The sequence below is a fragment of the Janthinobacterium sp. BJB446 genome (genome assembly GCF_002735655.1).
GTDB classification, from domain to species: Bacteria; Pseudomonadota; Gammaproteobacteria; order Burkholderiales; family Burkholderiaceae_D; genus Janthinobacterium; species Janthinobacterium lividum.
Genome location: NZ_PDZK01000001.1, coordinates 1,656,948 through 1,680,491 on the forward strand (window position 1 = coordinate 1,656,948; position 23,544 = coordinate 1,680,491).

Genomic DNA, 23,544 nt, shown 5'->3' on the forward strand with positions numbered 1-23,544 from the left:
TAATCTTGAAGACTGTTCACTACTTTCCAGAGCCGCCATGAAAATCCTCGCTCCCGTATGTCTTGCCGTTGCCTTGTTGACGTCCCTGCCTGCCATGGCGCAGGAAGCGCAGGAAGTGGCGGCCGCTAAAGTTGCTGCGGAAAGTTGGCTCAAGCGCATGGATGCGGGCGACGAGGCCGGCACCTGGGACGCCAGCGCCGCATCGCTGCGCAGCGAAATGTCGAAATCAAGCTGGAAGATGGTCATCACGGCCGTGCACTGGCCGCTGGGCGAGTTCAAGTCACGCAAGCTCAAGTCTGCCGCGCTGCAAAAGGCGACGGCTGGCAAACCAGGGCCGGACAAGGTCGTTATCGATTATGTGAGCCAGTACGAAAACAAGGCCAACGTGCAGGAAACCATCACGACGGTACTCGAAAAAGGTTCTAGCTGGAAAGTTTCCGGATATAACATCAACGGCTGATCACCTACCTCGAGGACCGCGTTCCCCACCGTGCAGGCGGACGACAAGCGGCAGCAGCCGCCTTAATGTCCCTGGCATCAAGAGCCGGCGTAGTGCAACCTAAAATGAAAGCATTGCAAGATTGAACAACATTCTCATCCGCCCCACCACGGCCAGCGACTGGCCTGCCCTGAAATCCGCGCGCCTGGCCGCCTTGCTTGACGCCCCCACGGCCTTCGGCGCCAGCCACGCCAGCGCGACCGCTTTTTCCGATGCCGACTGGCAGCAGCGCGCCGTCAGCACGCCGCAGCGCACGTTTTTCCTCGCCTTCGATGGGGAGCAAGCCATCGGCCTCGCCGCGCAAGTCGTGGCAGGCAATGGCGAATGCCATCTGATCGCCATGTGGGTACATCCGGAATATCGGGGCATGGCCGTGGCGCAGGGCCTGGTCGATGCCGTCAAACAATGCGCCGTCGGCAACGGCCATACGCGGCTGGTGCTCGACGTGGCGCCGGAGAACACCCGCGCGGCCGCGTTTTACCAGAAACAGGGCTTTATCTTCTTACCGGAATGGGAAGCGCTGGAAAGCCACCCGCATATCCAGGTACAGAAGATGGAGTGGCGGAATCCCGCATAGGTATTAACAAACGGAAAGATGAAACGCGATGCGACGAGCAATTTCTACATTCCTGATCTTCAGTGTACTTGCCGGACAGGCGAGCGCAGCCGACATTCCCGCCGTCGTTCTTGACTACGCCAGCGCTTTCGTTCAGACGCAGGCAGCGGATAAACAATCCCCCGCGCGGCGGGCCGAATATGCGCAGTGGTTCTTTCAAGGTTTGACCCATCCATCGGGCGGGATTGTGACGCAATCAACCGCCATGCGCGATGCCTACACGAATGGCCAGCGCTATTGGCGCGATCACCCTTCCGGACGGGACGCGATCATGGCAGGCTATGGCTACCTTCCCATCGAGCGCGAAGGCATCTGGTCGCGGGGCTTCGAAAGGAGCGTTTTCCAAGCGGCCGATGCCGGCGCCGGCGCTTGGTGGCTGGACTCCTTCGGCGGCGTTGCGTGGCGGGAGGTCGGCCTCACGGCGCCCAATTCAACACATGAGCAGCCTCGCGTGCATATCGCCGGCTATCTGAGTCCACAAGGTCATTATGGCCATCTGGGTGCATATGAACATGAAGTGCTGGTCACGTCGGGCTTCGCCGTGACGGCCATCCATCATTGATTACTCAGTTGCAAAACAGCGGTTTCAAGCAGTCCATTCATCCCGATTGACAGTCCATCTTAAAAACCTGCCCGCATCTGTGTTTTTTTTACACTCACGTTTTCATTGATAAGTAGAAAGATGGCGTATGCATGCAATCCAAAGAGCTGGTCTTTTGCTGTGTTTATACGGCGCAGCGGTGCAGGCGTATGCGGATACCGATCAGGCCGTGGAACCATCCGGGCAGGATGCGGCGGCGTCCGTCAATGTCAAAGGCATCCGCGACCCGGACTGGAAACCCTACAGCGCCATGCTCAAGGGAGTGAAACGCTTCGAGGAAAAACATGCGCTGGCGCCTGGCGCCGAATTGCGCTTCATCCTGGAACCGCGCCGTGCCGATGTCGACATGCACACCATCGCGCTGCGGCTGGAAAGCGACGAGGCCGGCATGGCGATACCGCTGGGGGAGCGCAATATCTTCAGCTTGCCCGTCGAGCCGGGTCCGCTGTATGAGAAGGCCGAGCTGACCGTCAACCGCAAGGCGGGGTCGGTCCGGTGGATCCCGTACGTCAGGAGCGCATCAACCAGCGACACGCTGCGCCGCCTGGGCGACTTGCGGCTGGCGTGCGAAGTGCATTGGGCCATCGACAAGGAAACCTTGCCTTTCGCCATGCGCACGACAATGAGCGCACTGGGCGGCCCCTGCAATTTCGTGTCGCAAAAGGGAACCTACAGCTTTTCCGAGCCGCGGCGCATCACGGCGGCAACGGTCAGTTTCAACGGCAAGAGCGCGCCCGTGCCCTTCAGCGGCTCGTCGTTTACGCCGCCGCTGCGGGAGCAGGACTGGAGCGACGACAGCGTGCTCGAGCTGACGTTCGCCGACGACTAGCTGGCGCGGCGCCCTACTTCACCCGCTGCTTTTCCAATTTGCGCGCCAGGGTGCGCCGGTGCATGCCCAGGCGACGTGCCGTTTCCGAGATATTGAAATCCGTCTCGGCCAGCATTTCGTGGATGCGTTCCCATTCCAGGGTCTTGATGTTGGTGGCGCGGTTCGTCAGTTCGATATCGGCGTTGCCGGCCACGTGGCCGAAGGCCGCTTCGATGTCGTCCGTGTTCGACGGTTTCGCCAGGTACTGGCAAGCGCCCAGCTTGATCGCTTCGACGGCCGTGCCGATGCTGGCGTAACCGGTCAGCACGACGATCAGCATCTCCGGGTCGTGCTGGTGCAACATCTGCACGCAGGCCAGACCCGATGTATTGCCATTCAACTTCAGATCGACGACGGCGTAGTCGGGGCAATGCTGCTCCAGCAAGGCGCTCGCTTCATCGAAATTGGTGGCCAGGATGACCTGGTAGCCGCGCCGCTCGAATGAGCGGCCCAGGGTGCGGGCAAACGCGGCGTCGTCTTCCACGATCAGTAACAGACGGTCATCCTGCATGGTGGTCGCTTTCTCTTTCCAGTTTGATGGCCGCCAGCGGCAAGGCCAGGTGCACCACCGCCCCGCCCTGCACCCTGTTGCGCGCCGTTACCGTGCCGCCCAGGGTACGCGCGACATTGACCACCAGGAACAGCCCGAGGCCGCCGCCGGGCTTGCCCTTGCTGCTTTGGTACGGTTTGCCCAGGTGCGTCAGCATCGATGGCTCGAAGCCGGGACCCGCATCGGTAATGACCAGGTGCAAGGCGTCCGCTTCGCGCGTCGCTTCGAAGCGCAGCCACTCGGGCGACGCTTCCAGCGCATTGTCGAGCACATTGCAGATGGTTTGTTTCAGGGTCGAATCGAAGACGACGGGCACGTCGTGCTCGATGCGGTTATCGTACTCGAAATCCTGGATCGGGCGGCTGGTGCGCCACTCGTCGACCAGGTCGTTGAGGAAGGTGTTGATCGTCGTCTTGACGGACGATTCGCCGCGCGCCTCGCCCGCCGACAGCAAGATGCCGCTGACGATGCTCTTGCAGCGCTGCAACTGCGCCTGCATTTCCGTGATTTCTTCCAGCAATTCGCTGTTCTTGCTCAGCTCCGGCATGCGGCGCCAGTCGCCGAGGATGACGGAGAGCGTCGCCAACGGCGTGCCCAGTTCGTGCGCGGCGCCCGAGGCCAGCAGGCCCATGCGGATGATGTGCTCCTCTTCCGCCGCGCGCTGGCGCAGGTCGGCCACCTTGGCGTCGCCGGCGCGCTGGTTGCGGTTGATGCGCGTGATGAACACCACCAGCAAGGCGGCGTTCAAGATGAAACAGATCAGCAAGCCTTGCACGTACAGGCTGGAAAAGCCCCGCTCGGGGTCGATCGGCAGGATCAAGGGGCCGGGCAGCAAGGCCAGGCCGGCCAGGCACAGGCTGGTAATGGCCACCATGATCCACGTCGACCACACTTCCAGCAACACGGCGCTGAGGATGACTTGCAGCAGATACAGGAAGGCGAACGGGTTGCTGATGCCGCCGCTCAGGTAGAGCTGGGCCGTCAGCACGGTGACGTCGACCAGCAGAGCGAGGAACAGGGCCGTGTTGGAGACGGGCTGGCGTTCGTGCCAGCGCAGCAGGCTGGCCAGGTTGAAAGCGATGAGGCAGGACAGCACTTCGAGCATGTAGGGCACGGGCAAGGCGATGCCCAGCCCGACGCCCACGCCGAAGATCGTGCTGATCTGGCCGATCACGGCCAGCCAGCGCAGCTGGATCAGCAGCTTCATGTTCTGGTGGCCGGCCGGATGCTCCATCTCGGCCGCCACCGCACCGCGTTCTAAGACTTCGCGGTTGGGCAGGATCTCAATCCTGCCCGGCATGGTCGCTTTCTTGCGATTGATCAAGGCCTGCCTTGCGCGCGCGGCGGCGCTTGTCTTCGCGCACGATCCACCACGTGATGCCGGCCACCATCAGGGCCAGCGCAAACCACGTCAAGGCATAAACCAAATGGTTGTTGTGGAAGGAAATCACGGTCAGGCCGCCGATGGGGGCGTCGCTGGCCGTTTCCGATTTTTCCTTCGCATCGACAAAATATGGCGCCACGTTGGTCAGCATGTGCGAGGCGCCGATGGCGGCCACGTCGCGCGAATACCAGTGCTGCGTGGCAGGACTGTTTTCGCGCAGGAAACCGCCGCCCGTCTCGCTGACGCGCAGCAAGCCGTCGACGTGCACGATGCCGGCCGGCGTGCTGGCGGCGATGCCTTCGCGTTTCGGCACGAAGCCGCGGTTGACCAGCACGGTGCTGCCGTCGGCCAGGCGCAATGGCGTGATCAGCCAATAACCGCTGCCCAGTGCCGTCGTTGCCTGCACCAGGGTATTGAAAATGGGGAGATACGTTCCGGAGAGTCGCACATGGCGGTATTCATCCGTTTGCTGCGTGACACTGGCCCAGGCTGCGGGTCCAGGTGCGTCCGTTGCGGGCGCATGTACGCGTTGTTCGACGCGCTCGATCAGGTCAAGCTTCCAGAAGAGGCGCTTGACTTGCCAGGTGCCCAGGGCACAGAAGCCGGCAAACAAGATCCCCGCCAGCAAGGCCAGTGCATACCGCACGACCATGCCGCGTGGGCCTGGCGCGGCATCTTGCGATGCGGCGCCAGGGGCGCGCCCGGTGTTGCTTGGGCGCGTTTGACTCATCATGGAGCCGTTTTCGTATGCATGTACTCAGGCATCAGATCCGGCATCATGTTGTGGTTCATGTGGTACATGACCCACAGGGAACCAGCCATGGCAATGCCCACGATCATGATCGTGAAGATCAACGCCATCATGTTCCAGCCGCCTTCGGACTTGGTGTTCATGTGCAGGAAGTACACCATGTGCACGACCACTTGAACAGCCGCGAACGCCAGCAGGACCAGGCCCATGGTGCCCGAGTTGGTGATGGCTTTCGTCATCACCAGCCAGAAAGGAATGGCCGTCAGGATCACCGACAGGATGAAGCCGATGGCATAGCTTTTCAGGCTGCCATGATCGTGATTGTCATGGTGGTGGCTATCGCCGTGTGTGTGGTGGTCGCTCATGGCAGCACTCCCATCAGGTAGACAAAGGTGAAGACGCCGATCCAGATGACGTCCAGGAAGTGCCAGAACAGCGACAGACACATCATGCGACGGCCGTTTTCCGGGGTCAGACCATGCTTGTTCAACTGGAACATCAAGGTCACGAGCCAGATCACGCCGAACGTCACGTGCAAGCCGTGGGTACCGACCAGTGCAAAGAACGACGACAGGAACGCGCTGCGCTGCGGACCGGCGCCTTCGTGGATCAGATGAATGAATTCATACATTTCCAGCGACAGGAAGGCCAGGCCGAACAGGCCCGTGATGCCCAGCCAGACCAGGGTGCTGCGCAATTGCTTGCGCTGCATGGCCAGCATGGCGAAACCGTAGGTGATCGACGACAGCAGCAGCATGGCCGTGTTGACGGCCACCAGCGGCAGGTCGAACAGCGCGGCGCCCGTCGGGCCGTCCGCGTAGCTGCGGCCGACCACGGCGTACGTGGCGAACAGACAGGCGAAGATCAGGCAATCGCTCATCAGGTAGAGCCAGAAACCCAGCAGGCTGCCGTTTTCCGGGTGGTGCTCGCGCACAAAGTAGCTGCGCGTGCTTGGTGCGGCGCCAGCGGCGCCGGTGTTATGGGCGATGGTATCAGACATGGCTGCTCAGCAATTTAGTATAAGCGTCTTCGGTACGGACCACTTCTTCCGCAGGAATGTAGTAATCGCGCTTGTAGTTAAAGGTATGGACGATGATGGTGACCATCATGATCACGAAGCCAATGCTGGCGACGAGCCACATTTGCCAGATCAGGCCAAAACCGACCAGTGCGGACAGTGCGGCGATCACGAAACCAGCCCAGGTGTTCTTCGGCATGTGGATCTTCGTGAAACCGGACGTCGGACGCTGGTAACCGTGTTTCTTCATGTCAGTCCATGCATCGAGTTCGTGCACTTGTGGCGTGAAGGCGAAATTATAGTCTGGCGGTGGCGACGACGTCGACCATTCCAGCGTACGGCCGCCCCATGGGTCGCCGGTCACGTCGCGCAGGGCGTGACGGTTGCGGTAGCTGACATAGAACTGGATCAGCATGGAAGCGATACCCAGTGCGATCGAGACGGCGCCAAACCAGGCGATGATGGTCCAGATTTGCAGCGATGGATCTTCAAAGTGGTTGACACGACGGGTCACGCCCATCAGGCCCAGCACGTACAGCGGCATGAAGGCCAGGTAGAAGCCGACGAACCAGAACCAGAACGAGCACTTGCCCCAGAACGCGTCGAGCTTGTAGCCGAAGGCTTTCGGGTACCAGTAGTTGATCGCAGCGAATACACCGAAGACCACGCCGCCGATAATCACGTTATGGAAGTGGGCGATCAGGAACAGGCTGTTGTGCAATACGAAGTCAGCTGGTGGTACGGCCAGCAGCACGCCGGTCATGCCGCCGATGGTGAAGGTGACCATGAAGCCGATCGTCCACAGCATCGGCAGTTCGAAGCGGATACGGCCGCGGTACATGGTAAACAGCCAGTTGAAGATCTTCGCGCCCGTCGGGATCGAGATGATCATCGTCGTGATGCCGAAGAAGGAATTGACGCTGGCGCCCGAACCCATGGTGAAGAAGTGATGCAGCCATACCAGGTACGACAGGATCATGATGACGCAGGTGGCGTAAACCATCGAGGCGTAGCCGAACAGGCGCTTGCTGCTGAACGTGGCGACGACTTCCGAGAACACGCCGAACAGCGGCAGGATCAGGATGTACACCTCTGGGTGACCCCAGATCCAGATCAGGTTGACGTACATCATGGCGTTGCCGCCCAGTTCCGTCGTGAAGAAGTTAAAGCCTGCAACGCGGTCCAGCGACAGCATGGCCAGCACAGCCGTCAGCACCGGGAAAGCGGCGACGATCAGGATGTTGGTGCACAGCGCGGTCCAGGTGAAGACGGGCATTTTCATCCAGGTCATGCCTGGCGCGCGCATCTTGACGATGGTGGCGATCAGGTTGACACCGGACAATAGTGTCCCGACCCCGGCAATCTGCAAGGACCAGATGTAATAGTCTACCCCCACGTCCGGACTGCCGACGATGCCCGACAGCGGCGGATAGGCCAGCCAGCCCGTACGGGCGAATTCGCCGACGAACAGCGAAGCCATGACCAGGGCGGCGCCCATGGTGGTCATCCAGAAGCTGAAGTTGTTAAGGAATGGGAAAGCCACGTCGCGCGCGCCGATTTGCAGCGGCACCACGTAGTTCATCAGACCCGTCACGAAAGGCATCGCGACGAAGAAGATCATGATCACGCCGTGGGCGGTGAAGATCTGGTCGTAGTGATGCGGTGGCAGGAAGCCGGCATTGTCGCCAAAGGCGACAGCCTGCTGGGTGCGCATCATGAGCGCGTCGGCAAAGCCGCGCAGCAGCATGACGAGGCCCAGGATCATGTACATGATACCGATTTTTTTATGGTCGATACTGGTGATCCAGTCGCGCCACAGGGTACCCCAGACGCGGAAATACGTCAGTGCCGCAACGAGTGCGATACCGCCCAGGGCAACCATGGCAAAGGTCACCAGCAGGATAGGTTCGTGAAATGGAATTGCATCCCAAGTCAGACGGCCGAATATAAGCTTCGTCAGATCAATATGGTCTAGCATTGTTACTCTCAGAGAAAAAAGGGAGGCGCCAGGCAAGCGGCGCCAGTATCTGCAGCGCAATGCGCTGCGGGATTCATGCAGTCGTTACTTGGCTTGAACGCCCTTTTCAACTACTGCATCGCTAGCGACTACTGCCGTTACGGCCGCTACCGGGCTATTTGCCATCGTCAATTTGTATGGCTCGACCGGCGTCACGCACAGGGCGTCGGAAACGATGGTGCGGTTCAGGATTGCCTTGTACAGATCGCTAGGTACGGCGCTGTAGCGGCGGACCGGGTCGCGTTCGCTAGGCTGGGCCAGCGACAGGTAGTCGTCGCGGTTCAGCGCGCCGCCACCGGCACGTGCCGATGCCACCCATTTGTCGAAGTCCGCATCATTCACGCCGTGGAACTTGAAGCGCATGCCCGAGAAACCGGCACCGCTGTAGTTGGCGGAGAAGCCCTTGTAGACGCCAGGCTTGTTGATGACGGCATTCAACTGCGTTTCCATGCCCGGCATGGCGTAGATCTGACCTGCCAGTGCGGGGATGAAGAACGAGTTCATGACGGACGACGCGGTGATCTTGAAGCGGATCGGACGATCGACGGGCGCGTACAGTTCATTCACGGAAGCGATGCCTTGCTCCGGATAGATGAACAGCCATTTCCAGTCCAGCGCCACCACTTCGACGATCATCGGCTTGTGGCTGGCAGGAATCGGACGGTTGGCGTCGATACGGCTCAGCGGACGATAAGGATCGAGGGTGTGGGTGCTGATCCAGGTCAGCAGGCCCAGCACGATGATGATCAGCAGGGGCGCGCCCCAGATGATCAGCTCGAGGCGAGTCGAGTGGTCCCAGTCCGGCTCGTATTTGGCCGCGGTGTTGTTTTTTCTATAGCGCCATGCGAAAAGCAGGGTCAGGGCGATTACCGGAACGATAATCAACAGCATCAGCAATGTCGAGATGACAATCAAATTGCCTTGCTGAACTGCGATGTCACCAGACGCATTCAGTACCACCGTATTGCAACCAGCCAACAATGCGAGAGGTAAAAGAAGCAGTCCGCGACGAACTTTTAATGAAAACATACAGGAAAGTCCAGTACAGGGGATGAAGATATGGTACTGTATTCTCACTGGAGCGCGTTGGCAATTGGACGTTTTGTCCTACCCCTTGCTCGGACTTTCACTGCGTAGACGCGGAGTTTTCCTACGGCTACCTGATGAATAGTCCTACTCCGGGCGTGAGACACCCGGAGTAAGTTACGCGTTGGCCGAACTCGAAACTATATTGGAGACGATCATCATGTCCAGCACGCGCATACACAGCGGGGATGTACCCGCCGACTTTTCCCCCCACTCCCTGCGCGACGCACACGGGGCCGGCACGGTCGAATCGCATATCGACCCAGGTGAGATCGCCGTCGGCGTGATCATCGGCCGCGCTTCCGAATACTTTGACTTCTTTGTCTACGCCATCGCCTCGGTGCTGGTGTTTCCGCGCGTCTTCTTCCCATTTGAAGAACGCTTGGAAGGTACCTTATATGCGTTCCTGATTTTCTCGTTCGCCTTCATCGCCCGTCCCTTTGGCACCGTGATCTTCATGGAGATCCAGCGCCGCATGGGACGCAGCGCCAAGCTGACGATCGCCCTCTTCCTGCTGGGCGTGTCAACGGCCGGCATCGCCTTCCTGCCAACCTATTCGCACCTGGGCTTTGCCGCCATCATCTGGCTGTCCGTGCTGCGCATCGGCCAGGGCGTGGCGCTGGGCGGTTCATGGGATGGCCTGCCATCGCTGCTGGCCCTGAACGCGCCGGAAAACAAGCGCGGCTGGTACGCCATGCTGGGCCAGCTGGGTGCGCCCACCGGCTTCCTGATCGCCGCCGGCCTGTTCTGGTTCATGCTGACCACCCTGACGGATGAAGACTTCCTCGACTGGGGCTGGCGCTATCCGTTCTATGTGGCGTTCGCCATCAACGTGGTGGCCCTGTTTGCCCGCTTGCGCCTGGTGTCGACGAATGAATATGCGCGCCTGCTGGACGAACGCGAACTGCAGCCCGTGAGCGTGTTTGAAATGAGCCGCGGCCAGGGCCGCAACGTACTGATCGGCGCCCTCGCCGCGCTGGCCAGCTACGCCCTGTTCCACCTGGTGACCGTGTTCCCGCTGTCCTGGATTTCCGTCTACCAGACGCGTTCCGCTTCGGACTTCCTGCAAGTGCAAATGATGGGCGCCGTGCTGGCTGCCATCGGCGTGGTGATTTCCGGCTTGCTGGCCGATAAGGTGGGCCGCCGCACCACCCTGGGCGTGCTGGCCGTGCTGATCGCCATCTTCAGCGCCTTCGTGCCGACCCTGATGGGTGGCGGCAACTTCGGCCAGGACGTCTTCATCCTCGTCGGCTTCAGCCTGCTGGGCTTGTCCTACGGCCAGGCAGCCGGCGCCGTGACGGCCAACTTCCCTGCCCGCTTCCGCTACACGGGCGCGGCATTGACGTCCGACCTGGCCTGGCTGGTCGGCGCCGGCTTCGCCCCGCTGGTGGCGCTGGGCCTGTCGGCCAACTTCGGCCTCGCCTATGTCAGCTTCTACCTGCTGTCAGGCGCCGTCGCCTCACTGGCCGCCCTGAGCCTGAACCGGGCGCTGGAAATCCGCGACTGACATATATATAGAGGCAAACCGGGTGGCAGCGCGCTGCCACCCGGCCCCCTTCCAAAAAAACGCCGGCTCCGTCCGGCGTTTTTTCATGCCCCGGCCCGTGTCACTGTATCGCCAGCTGCCGCCCGCCCGTGCCTTCCTTCTTCGGCAAGTCAAGCAGCAACACGCCATTTTCATAGCGGGCCTGCGCGCAGGCCTCGTCCACTTCATGCTGCAGCACGAAGCTACGGTATTGCTGGCCGTACTCGCGTTCACTGCGCACGACCTTGCCTCCGCCGTCGCGCGTCACCCTTTCATTCTTGAGTTCGGCGCTGATGGAGACGCGGTTGCCGTCGATGGAGACCTTGATGTCCTCCTTATTGACGCCTGGAATGTCCGCCTGCACCAGATAAGCTTGCTCGGTTTCGGCAATGTCGACACGCATGCGTCCATTGCCCACGTCGCGCGCGCGCAAGGCGGGCAACAAGAAGTCGCGCATCATGTCTTCCATGTCGCTGAACGGGTCAAAACGCCCCAAGGGATTGAGCGCATCGCGCTGTATCAAATGATTGGCCATGATGTCCTCCTGCATGGGCTCTGGCTTGCACACGGCGGCCGTCCGCAAGAACGCCACCACCTCCTGCATCTTAGGATGGCAACAGCCAATCTCGTTGATCTGTCTCAAACGTGGCCAACTTGATTTTTCCTTGACTTTCATCCGTGCGCTACCACGCTTTACACAGTCTTGTAAGTCGGAAATTGTCCCCAAGGCTGTTATGCTAGCGCACGCTATGCTTGACCACCAGAAAGCTTGCATTTCAATTAAAATTGTTTTTTCGCGACAGCCTTATACGGACATGATGAATACCAAGACCCCGATCGATTCCTTCAGCTTTCGCCGCATCCTCGCCCGCAATGTCACCTTGCCGCTGGTCATCGGGGTCATCACGGCCCTCGTGTTTGTCGGCCTCATCGCTTACCTGCTCTCGGCCCTGCGCTCGGTCGAGCATTCCGAACGGGTGATCGGCAATGCGAACGAAGTCATGAAGTTGTCGGTCGACTTGGAAACGGGCATGCGCGGCTACCTGCTGACGGGCGACGAAACGTTTTTGGCGCCATATAAATCGGGCAAGGCGAAGATCGCCGTCGAAATGAGCACCCTGCTGGAACTGGTATCCGACAGTCCCATCCAGGTGGACCGCTTGCGCCGCATCCGCGCGCTGCAAGGCCAGTGGCTCGATTACGCCGAAGGCGTGATCGCCCAGCGCCGCAGCAACCAGGAATTCCTCGCGCGCGTGCGCCAGGGTGAAGGCAAGCTGGAATTTGACGAAATCCGCCGCGAATTCCTCACTTTCCTGTCCATGGAACAGCGGCTGCGCCAGGAAAGGGCCGATACGGCCGAAAGCCGCACCATGCTTGCCGTGGTCGTATTCCTCGTCCTCAGCCTGGGATTGTCGGGCCTGCTGGCCTATCTGGGACGGCGCGAACTGCTGCGCCTGTCCGATATCTACAACGATGCGCTCGAACAGCGCAGCAAGGACAACGACGTGCTGCAGGAGCAAGCCTGGCTGCGCACGGGGCAGACGGAACTGGCGGCGCATACGAGCGGCCAGCTGGGCCTGCCGCAGCTGGGACGGCATGTGCTGGACTTCCTGGCCCACCGCCTCGATGTGGCCGTCGCCACCCTGTACGTCGTCGACGAGGATGGCAGCCTGCGCCGCACGGCCGTGTACGGTTTCAACGACCAGGGCGTGAAGGACAAGCAAGTCTTCAAGCTGGGCGAAGGCCTGGTGGGCGAGACGGCGCGCGAAAAACGCCTCAAGCATATACGGCAAGTGCCCGACGATTACCTGACCGTGACGTCAAGCCTGGGCCGCGGCACGCCGCTGGAACTGGTCTTGACGCCAGTCAACAATGAAGGCGCCGTCAACGGCGTCATCGAACTGGGCTTTACGCATCCCGTCAGTCCCCGCGCCAAGGAATGGCTGAACCTGATTGCCGCGAATGTCGGCACCTCGCTGGAAGCGGCCCTGTACCGCCAGCGCCTGCAAAATGTGCTGGAAGAAACCCAGCAACTGAATGAAGAACTGGAAGTGCAGCAGGAAGAACTGCGCACGGCCAATGAAGAGCTGGGCGAGCAGTCGCGCGTGCTGGAACAGTCGCAAGCCCACCTGGAAGAGCAAAAGGCGGCGCTGGAGCAGTCGAACGAGCAGCTGGCCGTGCAGGCGCTGTCGCTGGACCAGAAAAACATGGCCATCGGCGAGGCGCATGCCCAGCTGGAAGCCCGCGCGGAAGAATTGCAGCGGGCCAGCCGTTATAAATCCGAATTCCTGGCGAACATGTCGCATGAGTTGCGCACGCCGCTGAACAGCTCGCTCATCCTGTCGAAACTGCTGTCGGACAATACCAGCGGCAACCTGACGCCGGAGCAAGTGACGTTTGCGCAAACCATTTATTCGGCCGGCAACGACTTACTCACCCTTATCAACGATATCCTCGACATTTCCAAGGTCGAGGCGGGCAAGCTGGAACTGACGCCGGAAGCCGTGCCCTTCGACGAACTGCTCAGCAGCATGAGGATGCTGTTCGGTGCCCAGGCGCAGCAAAAGAAACTGGTATTTGACATCAAGGTGGCGCCGGACGCCCCGCCGTCATTCGTCAGCGACCGCCAGCGCCTCGAGCAAATCCTGAAAAACCTGCTGTCGAACGCCATCAAGTTCACCGATGCGGGCACGGTATCGCTGCACGTGAACACCGGTGCAGCCGGCCAGGTGCGCTTCCAGGTGCAGGATACGGGCATCGGCATCGCCGACGACCAGCAGCACAAGATTTTCGACGCCTTCCACCAGGCCGACGGCACCACCAGCCGCCGCTATGGCGGCACGGGCCTGGGCCTGTCGATTTCGCGCGACCTGGCAACCTTGCTCGGCGGCAGCATCGAGCTGGCCAGCACGCCAGGCCAGGGCAGCACGTTTACCCTCGTGCTGCCGGCCGCCATGCCGGAACGCGCGGTGGAAGCGGCGGCAGTAGCCACGGCCGCGCCGCAAGTACCCGCCGCGGCCGCCGCGCCCAAGGCGGCGCCCGCCGCCAAGCCCGTGCCGCTGCCCACCTTCCAGGATGACAGGAATAGCGTGCCGGTTGCCAAGACCGGCCAGCGTTCCGTGCTGGTGATCGAGGATGAGCCGTCGTTTGCCGGCATCCTGTTCGACCTCGCGCATGAAATGCAATACCGCTGCCTGGTGGCGCATGGCGCCGACGAAGGCTTGCGCCTGGCGGAAGAATTCCTGCCCGACGCCATCCTGCTCGACATGGGCCTGCCGGACCGTCCGGGCTTACTGGTCTTGCAGCAGCTCAAGGAAAACCCGCTGACGCGCCACATTCCCGTGCACATCGTCTCCGGCAACGACCAGATCCAGGAAGCCATGCAGCTGGGCGCCATCGGCTACGCCACCAAGCCGCGCACGCGCGAGCAGTTGAAGGAAGTGTTCCGCAAGCTCGAATCGAAATTCACGCAAAAAATGAAGCGCATCCTGCTGGTCGAGGACGACGAACGCCAGCGTGAAAGCGTGGTGCACCTGATCAGCGACGACGACGTGGAAATTACGGCAGTAGCCCTGGGCGAGCAAGCTCTGGAATTGCTGAAAACGCAGATTTTCGACTGCATGATCATCGACTTGAAGCTGCCTGATATCCAGGGCAACGAATTGCTCGAACGCATGGAACATGAAGAGCTGTGCTCGTTCCCGCCCGTCATCGTCTACACGGGCCGCAACCTGAGCCGCGAAGAAGAAGCTGACCTGATGAAGTATTCGCGTTCCATCATCATCAAGGGCGCCCGCTCGCCCGAGCGCCTGCTCGACGAAGTCACCCTCTTCCTGCACAAGGTGGAGTCCGAACTGTCGAGCGAGCGCCAGGGCATGCTGCAGCAGGTGCGCAGCCGCGAACGCGTCTTTGAAGGGCGCAAGATTTTGCTGGTGGACGACGACGTGCGCAATATCTTCGCCCTGACGAATGCGCTGGAACAGAAAGGCGTGGTGGTGGAAATCGGCCGTAACGGCTTCGAAGCCATCAGCAAGCTCAACAGCGTGGACGATATCGATCTCGTGTTGATGGATGTCATGATGCCGGGCATGGATGGCCTGGAGGCGACGCGCTTGATACGCGCCGACGGCCGCTACAACAAGCTGCCCATCATCGCCATCACGGCCAAGGCCATGAAGAATGACCAGGAAGAATGCCTGCAGGCGGGCGCTTCCGATTACCTGGCCAAGCCGATCGACCTGGACCGCCTGTATTCGCTGCTGCGCGTATGGATGCCGAAGATGGAACGCATCTGATGCAACATCGCCTGCGCCACCGGCTTCTGCTGCGCCATCGATTGGAGCGTCACTGATGTCGCTGCGTTACACGGATGCGCAACTGCAGGCGCTGATGGAAGCGATCTATCAGCGCTACAGCTATGATTTCCGCGACTACTCGCTGCCCTCGCAGCGGCGCCGCCTGAATCAGGCGCTGGAACGCTTGCATTGCGCCGACTTGCCTGTCTTGCAACAGCTGGTGCTCGGCGATGCGGCCGCCTTTGGCAAGCTGCTGCAGATTTTGACTGTACCGGTCACGCAAATGTTCCGCGACCCGGCGTTTTTTCTCGCCTTGCGCGAACAGGTGGTGCCCGTACTGAAAACCTACCCGTCGCCGACGATCTGGGTGGCAGGCTGCTGCACGGGAGAAGAGGCGCTGTCGCTGGCCATCGTGCTGCACGAGGAAGGCTTGCTTGAACGCAGCACGATTTACGCCACCGACATCAATCCGCAAGCGCTGGCCACGGCCGCGCGCGGCGTATATCCGCTGCACCGGCTCGATGAATATGGCGCCAACTACCTGGCCGCCGGCGGCCTGGGCCAGCTGGCCGACTATTACACGGTCGAGCATGTCACTGCGCGTTTCCAGCAGCACCTGCTCGACAGGATCAACTTTGCCGACCACAGCCTGTCCACGGACAGTGTTTTTATTGAAACGCAATTGATTTGCTGCCGTAACGTGCTGATTTACTTCAACAAAACCTTGCAGGAACGGGCCCTGGGCCTGTTCCACGACTCGCTGTGCCACCGGGGTTTCCTGGGCCTGGGCAGCAAGGAAAGCACGCATTTCACCCGCTTTGCCGCCGACTTCGAGCCATTGCCGGGTCCCGAAAAGCTCTACCGCAAGCGTGCGCCCTCGCACGCTGCTTCCCACTACGCTGGACGGCAAAGCCATGCCAGGAATGAAACATGATGAATGAAACAAGCACCAAACTGCTGATCGTCGACGATTTGCCGGAAAACTTGCGCGCGCTCAATGCGCTGATCCGCGAGAGCGACCGCAGCGTCTACCAGGCATCCTCGGGCGAAGAAGCGCTGGCCCTGCTGCTGGAGCACGATTTCGCGCTGGCCATCCTCGACGTGCAAATGCCGGAAATGGATGGCTTTGAGCTGGCGCAATTGATGCGCGGCACGGAAAAAACGCGCCACATCCCCATCGTCTTCGTCACGGCGGCTGGCAAGGAAATGAATTTTGCCTTCCAGGGCTATGAAAGCGGCGCCGTCGATTTCCTGCACAAGCCGCTCGACATCAATGCCGTGCAAAGCAAGGTCAATGTGTTCGTTGCCCTGCACCAGCAGCGCAGCGAAACGCGGCGCCAGGTGCAGGCCCTCGAGTACAGCCGCCAGCAGCAGGAAGCCTTGCTGAAGGAATTGCGCGCCACGCAGGCGGAACTGCAGCGTTCGCTGCGCCTGCGCGACGAATTCATGTCCATGGTGGCGCACGAACTGCGCACGCCACTAAATACGCTATTCCTCGAGACGCAGATGCGCACCGTCAACCTGGAACGGGGCAACCTGGCCGCCTTCGAACCGGAAAAGCTGGGCAAGATGGTGGCGCGCGACGGTCGGCAGATCCGCAGCATGGTGCGCCTGATCGACGACATGCTCGACGTCTCGCGCATCACCAGCGGCAAGCTGTCGATCCGCCGCGAAGCCGTCGACCTGACCAGCCTCGTGCGCCGGGTGGCGGACGACCTGGCGCCGTATGCGGCCACGACGGGCAGCGTGCTGGAAGTGCTGGCCTTCGAACCCATCCAGGGTTTCTGGGATGCCTTCCGCGTCGAGCAGATTGTTGTCAACCTGATCAGTAATGCCGTGCGCTACGGCCAGGGCCAGCCTGTGGAAATCAGCCTGGCGCACACGCAGAACAGCGCCGTCATCGAAGTGCGCGACCATGGCATCGGCATCAACGCGCGCGACCAGGAACGCATTTTCGATGCCTTCGAACGCGTCATCCACCAGGACCGCACTGGCGGCCTGGGCCTGGGCCTGTTCATCACCAAGCAACTGGTCGATGCGCACGGCGGCGCCATCACCCTGCAAAGCCAGCCCGGCAATGGCGCCCTGTTCAGCGTCACCCTGCCGCTGGCCGGAAGCTGAGGCCCGCATGACCACCTCCCCTGCCACCAGCAGCCAGGCCGGCGCCAGCGGCGTCGCCTTTTTGCTGCAACTGGAGCGCCGGCTGCGCCTGCTGCAAGACACGGGCGAGATCCTTTCCCTGTCGGCGCAGCTGCTGGGGCAGCGCCTGGGCGCCCAGCAAGTGGCCTGTTTCGATATCGACCAGGCACTGCAGTGCCCCACCCTCCAGCATGCGTGGAGCGATGGCCTTGCGCCGGGCGCCGCCGGCGAGTATTTCCTCGGCGATTACGCGGCAGGCCTGGCCGAGGCGCTCGGCGCGGGCCAGGCGCTGGCCGTGAGCGATGTGGCAAGCGACCCGCGCACGGCCATGCCGGCCGCACTGGCCACGTTTGCGCGCCTGGGCATCCGTGCCTTCCTGAACATTCCCATTGCCAAGGATGGCCAGCTGGCTGCCCTGTTCGTCGTGCACAGCCGCACGGCGCGTCTGTGGCATGCGGACGAAATCGAACTGGCCGTGCAAGTGTCGGAACGGGTCTGGTCGACCATTTTGCGGGCCCAGGCGGAAGCGCGGCTGCGCACCCTCAGTGCCAGCATGGAAACGCAAGTGGCCGAACGCACGCGCGAGTTCGGCCGCACCTGGAACGTCAGCCCCGATTTGCTGGGTGTGCTCAACCTTGACGGCTATTTCGAGCACTCGAATCCCGCCTGGCAAGCCACCCTGGGCTGGTCGGCAGAGGAAATCCGCACGACGAAGTTCCTGGAACTGATCCATCCCGAAGACTTGCCGCGCACGCATGCGGCCTGGGAGGCGGCCAATCAGGGCCAGCCTGCCTTGCGCTTCGAAAACCGCTACCGCCACAAGCTGGGCGGCTGGCACTGGCTGTCGTGGGTGGCCGTGCCCGAGGGCGACAAGGTGTATTGCAGCGCGCGCGACATCACGGTGGAAAAGAAGCTGGAAGCGGACCTGGCCGCGCGCAACAGCGAGCGCGAACGGCTGTGGCGCAGCGCGCAAGACCTGATGGTGGCCATCGATGCCGAAGGCTGCTTCGCCGCCGTCAACCCGGCCGCCGGCGCCATCCTGGGCTGGCTGCCCGAGGAAATGCTGGGCCGCAGCATCTTCGATTTCGTGCTGCCCGAGGACGCCGCCGCCACGCGCCAGGCCTTGCTGCAGGTCGGCAAGGAATCCATGCCCAGCTTTGAAAACCGCTACCGGCACCGCGATGGCGGCCACCGCTGGCTGTCGTGGGTGGCGGCGCCCGAAGGCGACCTGGTGTTTGCCACCGGGCGCCATGTCACCCTGGAAAAAGAGGCGCAAAACACCTTGCACAGCATGCAGGAATCGTTGCGCCACAGCGAAATGGCCCTGCTGCAATCGCAAAAACTCGAAGCGCTGGGCAAGCTGACGGGCGGCGTGGCCCATGATTTCAATAACGTCCTGCAAATTATCTCCGGCAATCTGCAACTGCTGCAGCTGGGCCTGGACGACGACCCGCTGGCCGCCAAGCGCATCGCCAGCGCCTCGGCCGCCGTGGAACGGGGTGCCAAGCTGTCGGCCCAGTTGCTGGCCTTTGCGCGGCGCCAGCCATTGAAACCGCTGGTGACGGACCTGGCGCAACTGCTGCGCGCAACGGAAGAGCTGCTGCGGCGCGCCACCGGTGAGACCATCGAAACGCGCTTGCTGCTGGCCGACAATTGCTGGCGCGCCCTGGTCGACCCGCACCAGCTGGAAAACGTTATCCTCAACCTGGCCATCAATGCGCGCGACGCCATGGATGGCCAGGGCCAGCTGACCATCGAACTGAGCAACTGCGTGCTGGGCAACGACTACGCGGCCCGCCATGCGGACATGACGCCCGGCGACTACGTGCAGCTGGCCGTCTCGGATACGGGCACGGGCATTCCAGCGGAACTGCTGGACAAGATTTTCGAACCATTCTTCACCACAAAAAAGGAAGGCGAAGGCACGGGACTGGGCCTGTCCATGGCCTACGGTTTCCTGCGCCAGAGCGGCGGCCACCTGACGGTGGACAGTTTACCGGGCCATGGCAGCACCTTCCGCATCTATCTGCCGCGTTCGCTTGAAGCGGAAACGGAACTGCCGCTGCAACTGGGCGGCCCCGTGCTGGGCGGCAAGGAAACCATCCTTGTCGTGGAAGACGACGTGCAGGTGCAGACGACGGTGGTGGACATGCTGCGCGGCCTCGGCTATGTCGTGCTGCGCGCCAGCGACGGCGAAAGCGCGCTGGCCATCATCGGCAGCGGCGTCCCCATCGACCTGCTGTTTACGGACGTGGTGATGCCGGGCAAGGTGGCCAGCACGGCACTGGCGCGCCAGGCCCGCGTGCTGCTGCCGCAGCTGGCCGTGCTGTTTACCTCGGGCTACACGCAGGACGCCATGATGCAGGGAGGCCGGCTGGAACCGGGCGTCGAATTGTTGAGTAAACCCTACCGGCGCGAAGACCTGGCGCGGCGCATCCGTCACTTGCTGGCCAATGGCCGCCACGTGACGGCCCTGCACCAGTACCGCGCGCAGCTGGCGCCGCAGTCTCCCACGCCCGCGCAATCGGAGGCGCGACATATCCTATTGGTGGAAGACAATGCGGACGCGCGCGCCATGACGGGCGAGCTGCTGGACATGCTGGGACACACGGTGCTGGCCGTGGGCACGGCCGAGGAAGCCTTGCCCCTGCTGGGCACGCCGGGACTGGAGCTGTTGCTGACCGATATCAGCCTGCCGCAGATGTCGGGCGTCGAGCTGGCCGAGGTTGCGGCGCGCGACCATCCGCAGCTGGAAGTGGTGTTTTCCACCGGCCATGCGCCAGCCAATTCCGGCGTGCTGGACCCGCAGGCCCGCTTCCTGGTGAAACCATTTACCGTCGAGCAATTGCAGCAAGCCTTGCTGCCGCCGGACTAACCGTCTAGTAAACGTCGAGCCGGCGCGCCTTCAGTGCGCCGGCCAGCTCTTCCAGGCCAAACGGCTTGCGCAGAAAACGCGCGCTGGCGTCCTGCATCAGGCTGGCGCCCCAGTCGTGGCCGGAAGCAAACACCACGTCCAGCTGCGGCCAGTGCGCGCGCGCATGGCGCGCCAGTTCCAGGCCGGACATGGTGGGCAGGCTGATGTCCGTCACCAGCACGTCCAGGCCCGGCAAGGCCAGCAGGGGCAAGGCTTCTTCCGCGCTGGACACGCCGTGCACGGTGTGGCCCAGCATATTGAGCATTTCCGTCGTCATTTCGCGTGCATCGTCATTATCTTCCACCAGCAGGATGCGCCGCCCGGACGGGTCGGGCGCACCCACCAGGCGGCGGTCGGCCAGCAAATGGCGGATGCGCCGCGCCAGGTCTTCGCGCTGGTAGGGTTTGCTCAACAGCTCCACGCCCGGGTCCAGCCGCCCGCCCTGCATGATGGCATTGTGCGTGTAACCCGAGGTAAACAAGATGGCCAGCTCCGGCAGCAGCAATTTGGCCTGCTGCGCCAGCTCCTTGCTGCTGACGGGGCCCGGCATGACCACGTCCGTAAACAGCAGGTCGATGGCCACGCCTGTGCCCAGCAGGGCCAGCGCCGAGGCGCCATCATCCGCATGCAGCACGTCGTAGCCGAGGCCGCGCAGCATGTCGACCACGGTATGTTGCACAGGAGCGTCGTCTTCCACCACGAGGATGGTCTCGCTGCCGCCCAGCACGGGGCCCGTCAGGCCAGGTGGCGGCTCGGCCAGCGTTTCCAGCGAACGGGGCAGATAAATCTTGAACGTCGTGCCGGCGCCCGGCGCGCTGTGCACCTTGATGTGGCCCGCGCTCTGGCGGATGAAGCCGTAGGCCATGGACAGGCCCAGGCCCGTGCCCTCGCCTTCACGCTTGGTGGTGAAGAACGGCTCGAATATCTGGTCGATCACGTCGCGCGCCATGCCGTGGCCCGTGTCGGTAATGGTCAGCAGCACGTATTGCCCCTCCAGCACGTCCGCATGCCGGCTGGCGTAGGCGGCATCGAGCGTGACATTGCTCAAGGTAAAAGTCAGGCGCCCGCCCTTCTGCATCGCGTCGCGCGCGTTGATGGCCATGTTCAGCAGCACGTTTTCCATCTGGTTCGGGTCGACCAGGGTATGCCACAAGCCTTCGCTGATGAAGGTTTCCTCGGCAATCGCCTCGCCCAGGGCGCGACGGATCAACTCATGCATGCGGCGCAGCAAACGCCCCAGGTCCGTCACCAGCGGCCGCAAAGGTTGACGCCGCGCAAAGGCCAGCAGTTGCGACGACAGTTTGGCGCCCCGCTCGACAGCCGAGGCAGCCGAAGCGAGGCGCCTGGCCGCCTGCGGATTGTCGGCCACCGTCAGTTTCAGCAACTGCAGATTGCCCGAGATAATTTGCAGGACGTTATTGAAATCGTGGGCCACGCCGCCCGTCAGCTTGCCGATCGATTCCAGCTTCTGTGCCTGCAATAAGGCTTGCTCGCTGCGCACCAGTGCCAGCCGCGCCTCTTTTTCATCGGTGACGTCGCGGCCGATGGCGTGGATCAGCTTTTGCGCCGGCACGGCCGTCCAGGAAATCCAGCGGTAGCCGCCATCGCGGCGCCGGTAGCGGTTTTCCATGCGCAAGGTGGGCGCGCCATGGGCCAGGCGCGACAAGTCCTTCAAGGCGGCCATGCGGTCGTCGGGATGCACGAGGCTGATGAAATCCATGCCCAGCGACTCGATTTCCGGCCGGTCCAGGATCTGGCTCCAGGCGGGATTGACGGCGATGATCATGCCGGCCAGGTCCGCCACCAGCATGATGTCGGTCGACAGCCGCCACATGCGGTCGCGGTCGGCAGTGCGGTTGGCCATTTCCACTTCCAGCGAGGAATTCAGGTAAGCCATCTTTTCCAGCACGTTCTTCTGTTCCTGCACGTCCGTATTCGTGCCTACCCAGCGCAGCACCGTGCCCGCCTCGTCGAACAGCGGCAAGGCGCGCGCTAGGAACCAGCGGTAGGCGCCGTCGCTGGCGCGGCGCATGCGGAATTCGTGTTCATAGGCGCTGGCGGTAGCGACGGCCCGGTCCCAGCTCTGCTGGGTGGACAGCATGTCGTCCGGATGCACGCAGTGGCGAAAACCGCTGGTGACCAGCGACTTCAGCGATTGCCCCGTGTAGTCGCAGACCTGCTCGTTGACCCAGTAGGTGGCACCGCTGCCATGCGCCAGCCAGGCCTGGTTCGGCATGGTGGAGGCGAGCGAACGGAACTGCGCTTCGCTGTCGAGCAAGGCATTGCGCGCCTGCCAGTGCTCGTCGATATCCTCGCACGAGCCATACCATTTCGCGGGCTGGCCGCGCTCGTCCTGCCGGCAATACGCGCGCGAATGCATCCAGCGGTACTGGCCGTCCTGCCGGCGCACGCGCATTTCCTGGTCGAAAGGTTGGCCACTACCCACCGCTTCGCTCCAGGCCGCCAAGGAATAGGGCACGTCCTCGGGGTGGATGGCGTCCAGCCAGCTGGTGCCCAGGCCGCCGCCGCCCGTCCATTCGCGCCAGCGCTGCGCCACATAATCGAGCTTGCCGTCGACGTCGGCCGTCCACAGCACTTGCGTGTTCAGTTCGATGGCGTAATGGAAGTGTTCGCGGCTGTCGTGCAGCGATTGTTCCAGCTGGCCCCGTTCGATGACATGCGCGGCCACGCGCGCGGCCAGCGCCAGCAATTCGATCTCGGGTTGCGTGGGATGGCATGGCGCCTGGAAAAACAGGCCCAGCACGCCCAGGATATGCCCCTTGGCGCCAAACACCGGGGCGACCCAGCAGGCGCGGTAGCCGTGCAGCATGGCTTCCTTGCGTCCCGCGCTCCAGTTCACGTCGCGCGTGATGTCGCCGCAATACACGGGTGCGCCGGAAAAGGCGGCCGTGCCGAACGGGGATGGCTGGTCGCCGCCGTGGCGCAAGGCCAGGCACAGGTCTTGCGGCAGGCTGGGCGCGGACAAGCCGCAAAAGCGGTCGGCTTCGTCGATGAGCGCCAGGCAGGCATGCGCGCCGCCGTCGGCCAGGTCTTGCAGCGCCTGCAACAAATGCTCCAATGCATGGGCCAGGTTGGCGCCTGCCGCGATGCTGCCCAGCGCAGTATGCTCGGCGTCCAGCAAGGAAAGAATGTTGTTTGCGTGCACCGTGTCGATAAGGGGAAAACTGATGCCCGAAATATACCATGGGGCACCCCTCTTGCAGGAGGAAAACAGCGCACCGCTTGATCTCTGCGCCCACGCGGCCCTATGCTAAAGTGTT

Annotated in this window: 18 protein-coding genes; 9 read left to right on the forward strand and 9 right to left on the reverse strand. The window is 62.2% G+C overall.

Translation table 11 applies throughout. From position 1 onward, the window contains the following. The first annotated feature begins 37 nt into the window (after nucleotides 1-37). The 4 genes from CSQ92_RS07300 to CSQ92_RS07315 all read left to right on the forward strand — a co-directional run bounded on the left by CSQ92_RS07300 (nucleotide 38) and on the right by CSQ92_RS07315 (nucleotide 2,545). Nucleotides 38-460, forward strand: a complete 423-nt coding sequence (locus tag CSQ92_RS07300) for a DUF4019 domain-containing protein (RefSeq protein ID WP_099393706.1) — start codon at nucleotides 38-40, stop codon at nucleotides 458-460. Nucleotides 461-581: 121 nt separating this feature from the next. Beyond that, the gene (locus tag CSQ92_RS07305; protein WP_099393707.1) at nucleotides 582-1,076 is read left to right on the forward strand and encodes a GNAT family N-acetyltransferase; all 495 of its coding nucleotides are present in this window, start codon (nucleotides 582-584) and stop codon (nucleotides 1,074-1,076) included. Nucleotides 1,077-1,104: 28 nt separating this feature from the next. Continuing rightward, nucleotides 1,105-1,677, forward strand: a complete 573-nt coding sequence (locus tag CSQ92_RS28620; protein WP_143450307.1) for a hypothetical protein — start codon at nucleotides 1,105-1,107, stop codon at nucleotides 1,675-1,677. Between the two features lie 154 nt (nucleotides 1,678-1,831). Beyond that, nucleotides 1,832-2,545 (forward strand): hypothetical protein, encoded by a 714-nt coding sequence (locus tag CSQ92_RS07315; RefSeq protein ID WP_099393709.1) that lies wholly within the window; start codon nucleotides 1,832-1,834, stop codon nucleotides 2,543-2,545. 13 nt (nucleotides 2,546-2,558) lie between these two features. On the opposite strand, the gene CSQ92_RS07320 is transcribed toward CSQ92_RS07315, so the two are convergent. The 7 genes from CSQ92_RS07320 to cyoA form a co-directional block, all read right to left on the reverse strand. Further along, a complete protein-coding gene (locus CSQ92_RS07320; RefSeq protein ID WP_034788474.1) occupies nucleotides 2,559-3,095 on the reverse strand; it encodes a response regulator transcription factor in 537 nt (178 codons plus the stop codon). Then, nucleotides 3,085-4,434 carry an ATP-binding protein gene (locus tag CSQ92_RS07325; protein ID WP_034788477.1) on the reverse strand — a complete coding sequence of 450 codons (1,350 nt, stop codon included), beginning with the start codon at nucleotides 4,432-4,434 and terminating at the stop codon, nucleotides 3,085-3,087. Before CSQ92_RS07325 ends, CSQ92_RS07320 begins: the two co-directional genes overlap by 11 nt. Continuing rightward, nucleotides 4,418-5,251 (reverse strand): SURF1 family protein, encoded by an 834-nt coding sequence (locus CSQ92_RS07330; protein WP_099393710.1) that lies wholly within the window; start codon nucleotides 5,249-5,251, stop codon nucleotides 4,418-4,420. The genes CSQ92_RS07325 and CSQ92_RS07330 overlap by 17 nt, the downstream gene beginning before the upstream one ends. Continuing rightward, the gene (cyoD, locus tag CSQ92_RS07335) at nucleotides 5,248-5,634 is read right to left on the reverse strand and encodes a cytochrome o ubiquinol oxidase subunit IV (protein WP_034788483.1); all 387 of its coding nucleotides are present in this window, start codon (nucleotides 5,632-5,634) and stop codon (nucleotides 5,248-5,250) included. The genes CSQ92_RS07330 and cyoD overlap by 4 nt, the downstream gene beginning before the upstream one ends. After that, nucleotides 5,631-6,269, reverse strand: a complete 639-nt coding sequence (cyoC, locus tag CSQ92_RS07340) for a cytochrome o ubiquinol oxidase subunit III (RefSeq protein ID WP_034788486.1) — start codon at nucleotides 6,267-6,269, stop codon at nucleotides 5,631-5,633. Before cyoC ends, cyoD begins: the two co-directional genes overlap by 4 nt. After that, the gene (gene cyoB, locus CSQ92_RS07345) at nucleotides 6,262-8,265 is read right to left on the reverse strand and encodes a cytochrome o ubiquinol oxidase subunit I (protein ID WP_070253477.1); all 2,004 of its coding nucleotides are present in this window, start codon (nucleotides 8,263-8,265) and stop codon (nucleotides 6,262-6,264) included. Before cyoB ends, cyoC begins: the two co-directional genes overlap by 8 nt. Before the next feature lie 84 nt (nucleotides 8,266-8,349). Further along, nucleotides 8,350-9,333: a ubiquinol oxidase subunit II gene (gene cyoA / locus CSQ92_RS07350; protein WP_071653323.1), complete on the reverse strand. Its 984-nt coding sequence runs from the start codon at nucleotides 9,331-9,333 to the stop codon at nucleotides 8,350-8,352. A 217-nt stretch (nucleotides 9,334-9,550) separates the two neighbouring features. On the opposite strand from cyoA, the gene CSQ92_RS07355 reads away from it, so the two are divergent. Continuing rightward, nucleotides 9,551-10,897, forward strand: a complete 1,347-nt coding sequence (locus CSQ92_RS07355) for an MFS transporter (protein WP_099393711.1) — start codon at nucleotides 9,551-9,553, stop codon at nucleotides 10,895-10,897. Nucleotides 10,898-10,997: 100 nt separating this feature from the next. On the opposite strand, the gene CSQ92_RS07360 is transcribed toward CSQ92_RS07355, so the two are convergent. Continuing rightward, the gene (locus CSQ92_RS07360) at nucleotides 10,998-11,450 is read right to left on the reverse strand and encodes an Hsp20/alpha crystallin family protein (protein WP_070279897.1); all 453 of its coding nucleotides are present in this window, start codon (nucleotides 11,448-11,450) and stop codon (nucleotides 10,998-11,000) included. A 283-nt stretch (nucleotides 11,451-11,733) separates the two neighbouring features. On the opposite strand from CSQ92_RS07360, the gene CSQ92_RS07365 reads away from it, so the two are divergent. From CSQ92_RS07365 to CSQ92_RS07380, 4 genes are read left to right on the forward strand one after another with little or no spacing between them, the layout of a single operon-like run. Beyond that, the gene (locus CSQ92_RS07365) at nucleotides 11,734-15,210 is read left to right on the forward strand and encodes a response regulator (RefSeq protein WP_099394616.1); all 3,477 of its coding nucleotides are present in this window, start codon (nucleotides 11,734-11,736) and stop codon (nucleotides 15,208-15,210) included. 55 nt (nucleotides 15,211-15,265) lie between these two features. After that, nucleotides 15,266-16,144: a CheR family methyltransferase gene (locus CSQ92_RS07370; RefSeq protein WP_099393712.1), complete on the forward strand. Its 879-nt coding sequence runs from the start codon at nucleotides 15,266-15,268 to the stop codon at nucleotides 16,142-16,144. Then, nucleotides 16,141-17,331 carry a hybrid sensor histidine kinase/response regulator gene (locus tag CSQ92_RS07375; RefSeq protein ID WP_099393713.1) on the forward strand — a complete coding sequence of 397 codons (1,191 nt, stop codon included), beginning with the start codon at nucleotides 16,141-16,143 and terminating at the stop codon, nucleotides 17,329-17,331. Before CSQ92_RS07370 ends, CSQ92_RS07375 begins: the two co-directional genes overlap by 4 nt. Nucleotides 17,332-17,338: 7 nt before the next feature. Continuing rightward, a complete protein-coding gene (locus CSQ92_RS07380) occupies nucleotides 17,339-20,224 on the forward strand; it encodes a hybrid sensor histidine kinase/response regulator (protein ID WP_180276960.1) in 2,886 nt (961 codons plus the stop codon). A gap of 4 nt (nucleotides 20,225-20,228) precedes the next feature. Here the strand turns inward: CSQ92_RS07380 and CSQ92_RS07385 are convergent, their stop codons facing one another. Then, nucleotides 20,229-23,429, reverse strand: a complete 3,201-nt coding sequence (locus CSQ92_RS07385) for a PAS domain-containing protein (protein WP_257219147.1) — start codon at nucleotides 23,427-23,429, stop codon at nucleotides 20,229-20,231. Nucleotides 23,430-23,544: the final 115 nt, after the last annotated feature.

Excerpts from the sequence above, each read along its gene's own strand:
- CSQ92_RS07300 (WP_099393706.1), top strand. The coding sequence starts at position 38 with ATGAAAATCCTCGCTCCCGTATGTCTTGCCGTTGCCTTGTTGACGTCC.
- CSQ92_RS28620 (WP_143450307.1), top strand. The coding sequence starts at position 1,105 with ATGCGACGAGCAATTTCTACATTCCTGATCTTCAGTGTACTTGCCGGA.
- CSQ92_RS07320 (WP_034788474.1), bottom strand. The coding sequence starts at position 3,095 with ATGCAGGATGACCGTCTGTTACTGATCGTGGAAGACGACGCCGCGTTT.
- CSQ92_RS07325 (WP_034788477.1), bottom strand. The coding sequence starts at position 4,434 with ATGCCGGGCAGGATTGAGATCCTGCCCAACCGCGAAGTCTTAGAACGC.
- CSQ92_RS07330 (WP_099393710.1), bottom strand. The coding sequence starts at position 5,251 with ATGATGAGTCAAACGCGCCCAAGCAACACCGGGCGCGCCCCTGGCGCC.
- cyoD (WP_034788483.1), bottom strand. The coding sequence starts at position 5,634 with ATGAGCGACCACCACACACACGGCGATAGCCACCACCATGACAATCAC.
- cyoC (WP_034788486.1), bottom strand. The coding sequence starts at position 6,269 with ATGTCTGATACCATCGCCCATAACACCGGCGCCGCTGGCGCCGCACCA.
- cyoB (WP_070253477.1), bottom strand. The coding sequence starts at position 8,265 with ATGCTAGACCATATTGATCTGACGAAGCTTATATTCGGCCGTCTGACT.
- cyoA (WP_071653323.1), bottom strand. The coding sequence starts at position 9,333 with ATGTTTTCATTAAAAGTTCGTCGCGGACTGCTTCTTTTACCTCTCGCA.
- CSQ92_RS07355 (WP_099393711.1), top strand. The coding sequence starts at position 9,551 with ATGTCCAGCACGCGCATACACAGCGGGGATGTACCCGCCGACTTTTCC.
- CSQ92_RS07360 (WP_070279897.1), bottom strand. The coding sequence starts at position 11,450 with ATGGCCAATCATTTGATACAGCGCGATGCGCTCAATCCCTTGGGGCGT.
- CSQ92_RS07365 (WP_099394616.1), top strand. The coding sequence starts at position 11,734 with ATGAATACCAAGACCCCGATCGATTCCTTCAGCTTTCGCCGCATCCTC.
- CSQ92_RS07370 (WP_099393712.1), top strand. The coding sequence starts at position 15,266 with ATGTCGCTGCGTTACACGGATGCGCAACTGCAGGCGCTGATGGAAGCG.
- CSQ92_RS07375 (WP_099393713.1), top strand. The coding sequence starts at position 16,141 with ATGATGAATGAAACAAGCACCAAACTGCTGATCGTCGACGATTTGCCG.
- CSQ92_RS07380 (WP_180276960.1), top strand. The coding sequence starts at position 17,339 with ATGACCACCTCCCCTGCCACCAGCAGCCAGGCCGGCGCCAGCGGCGTC.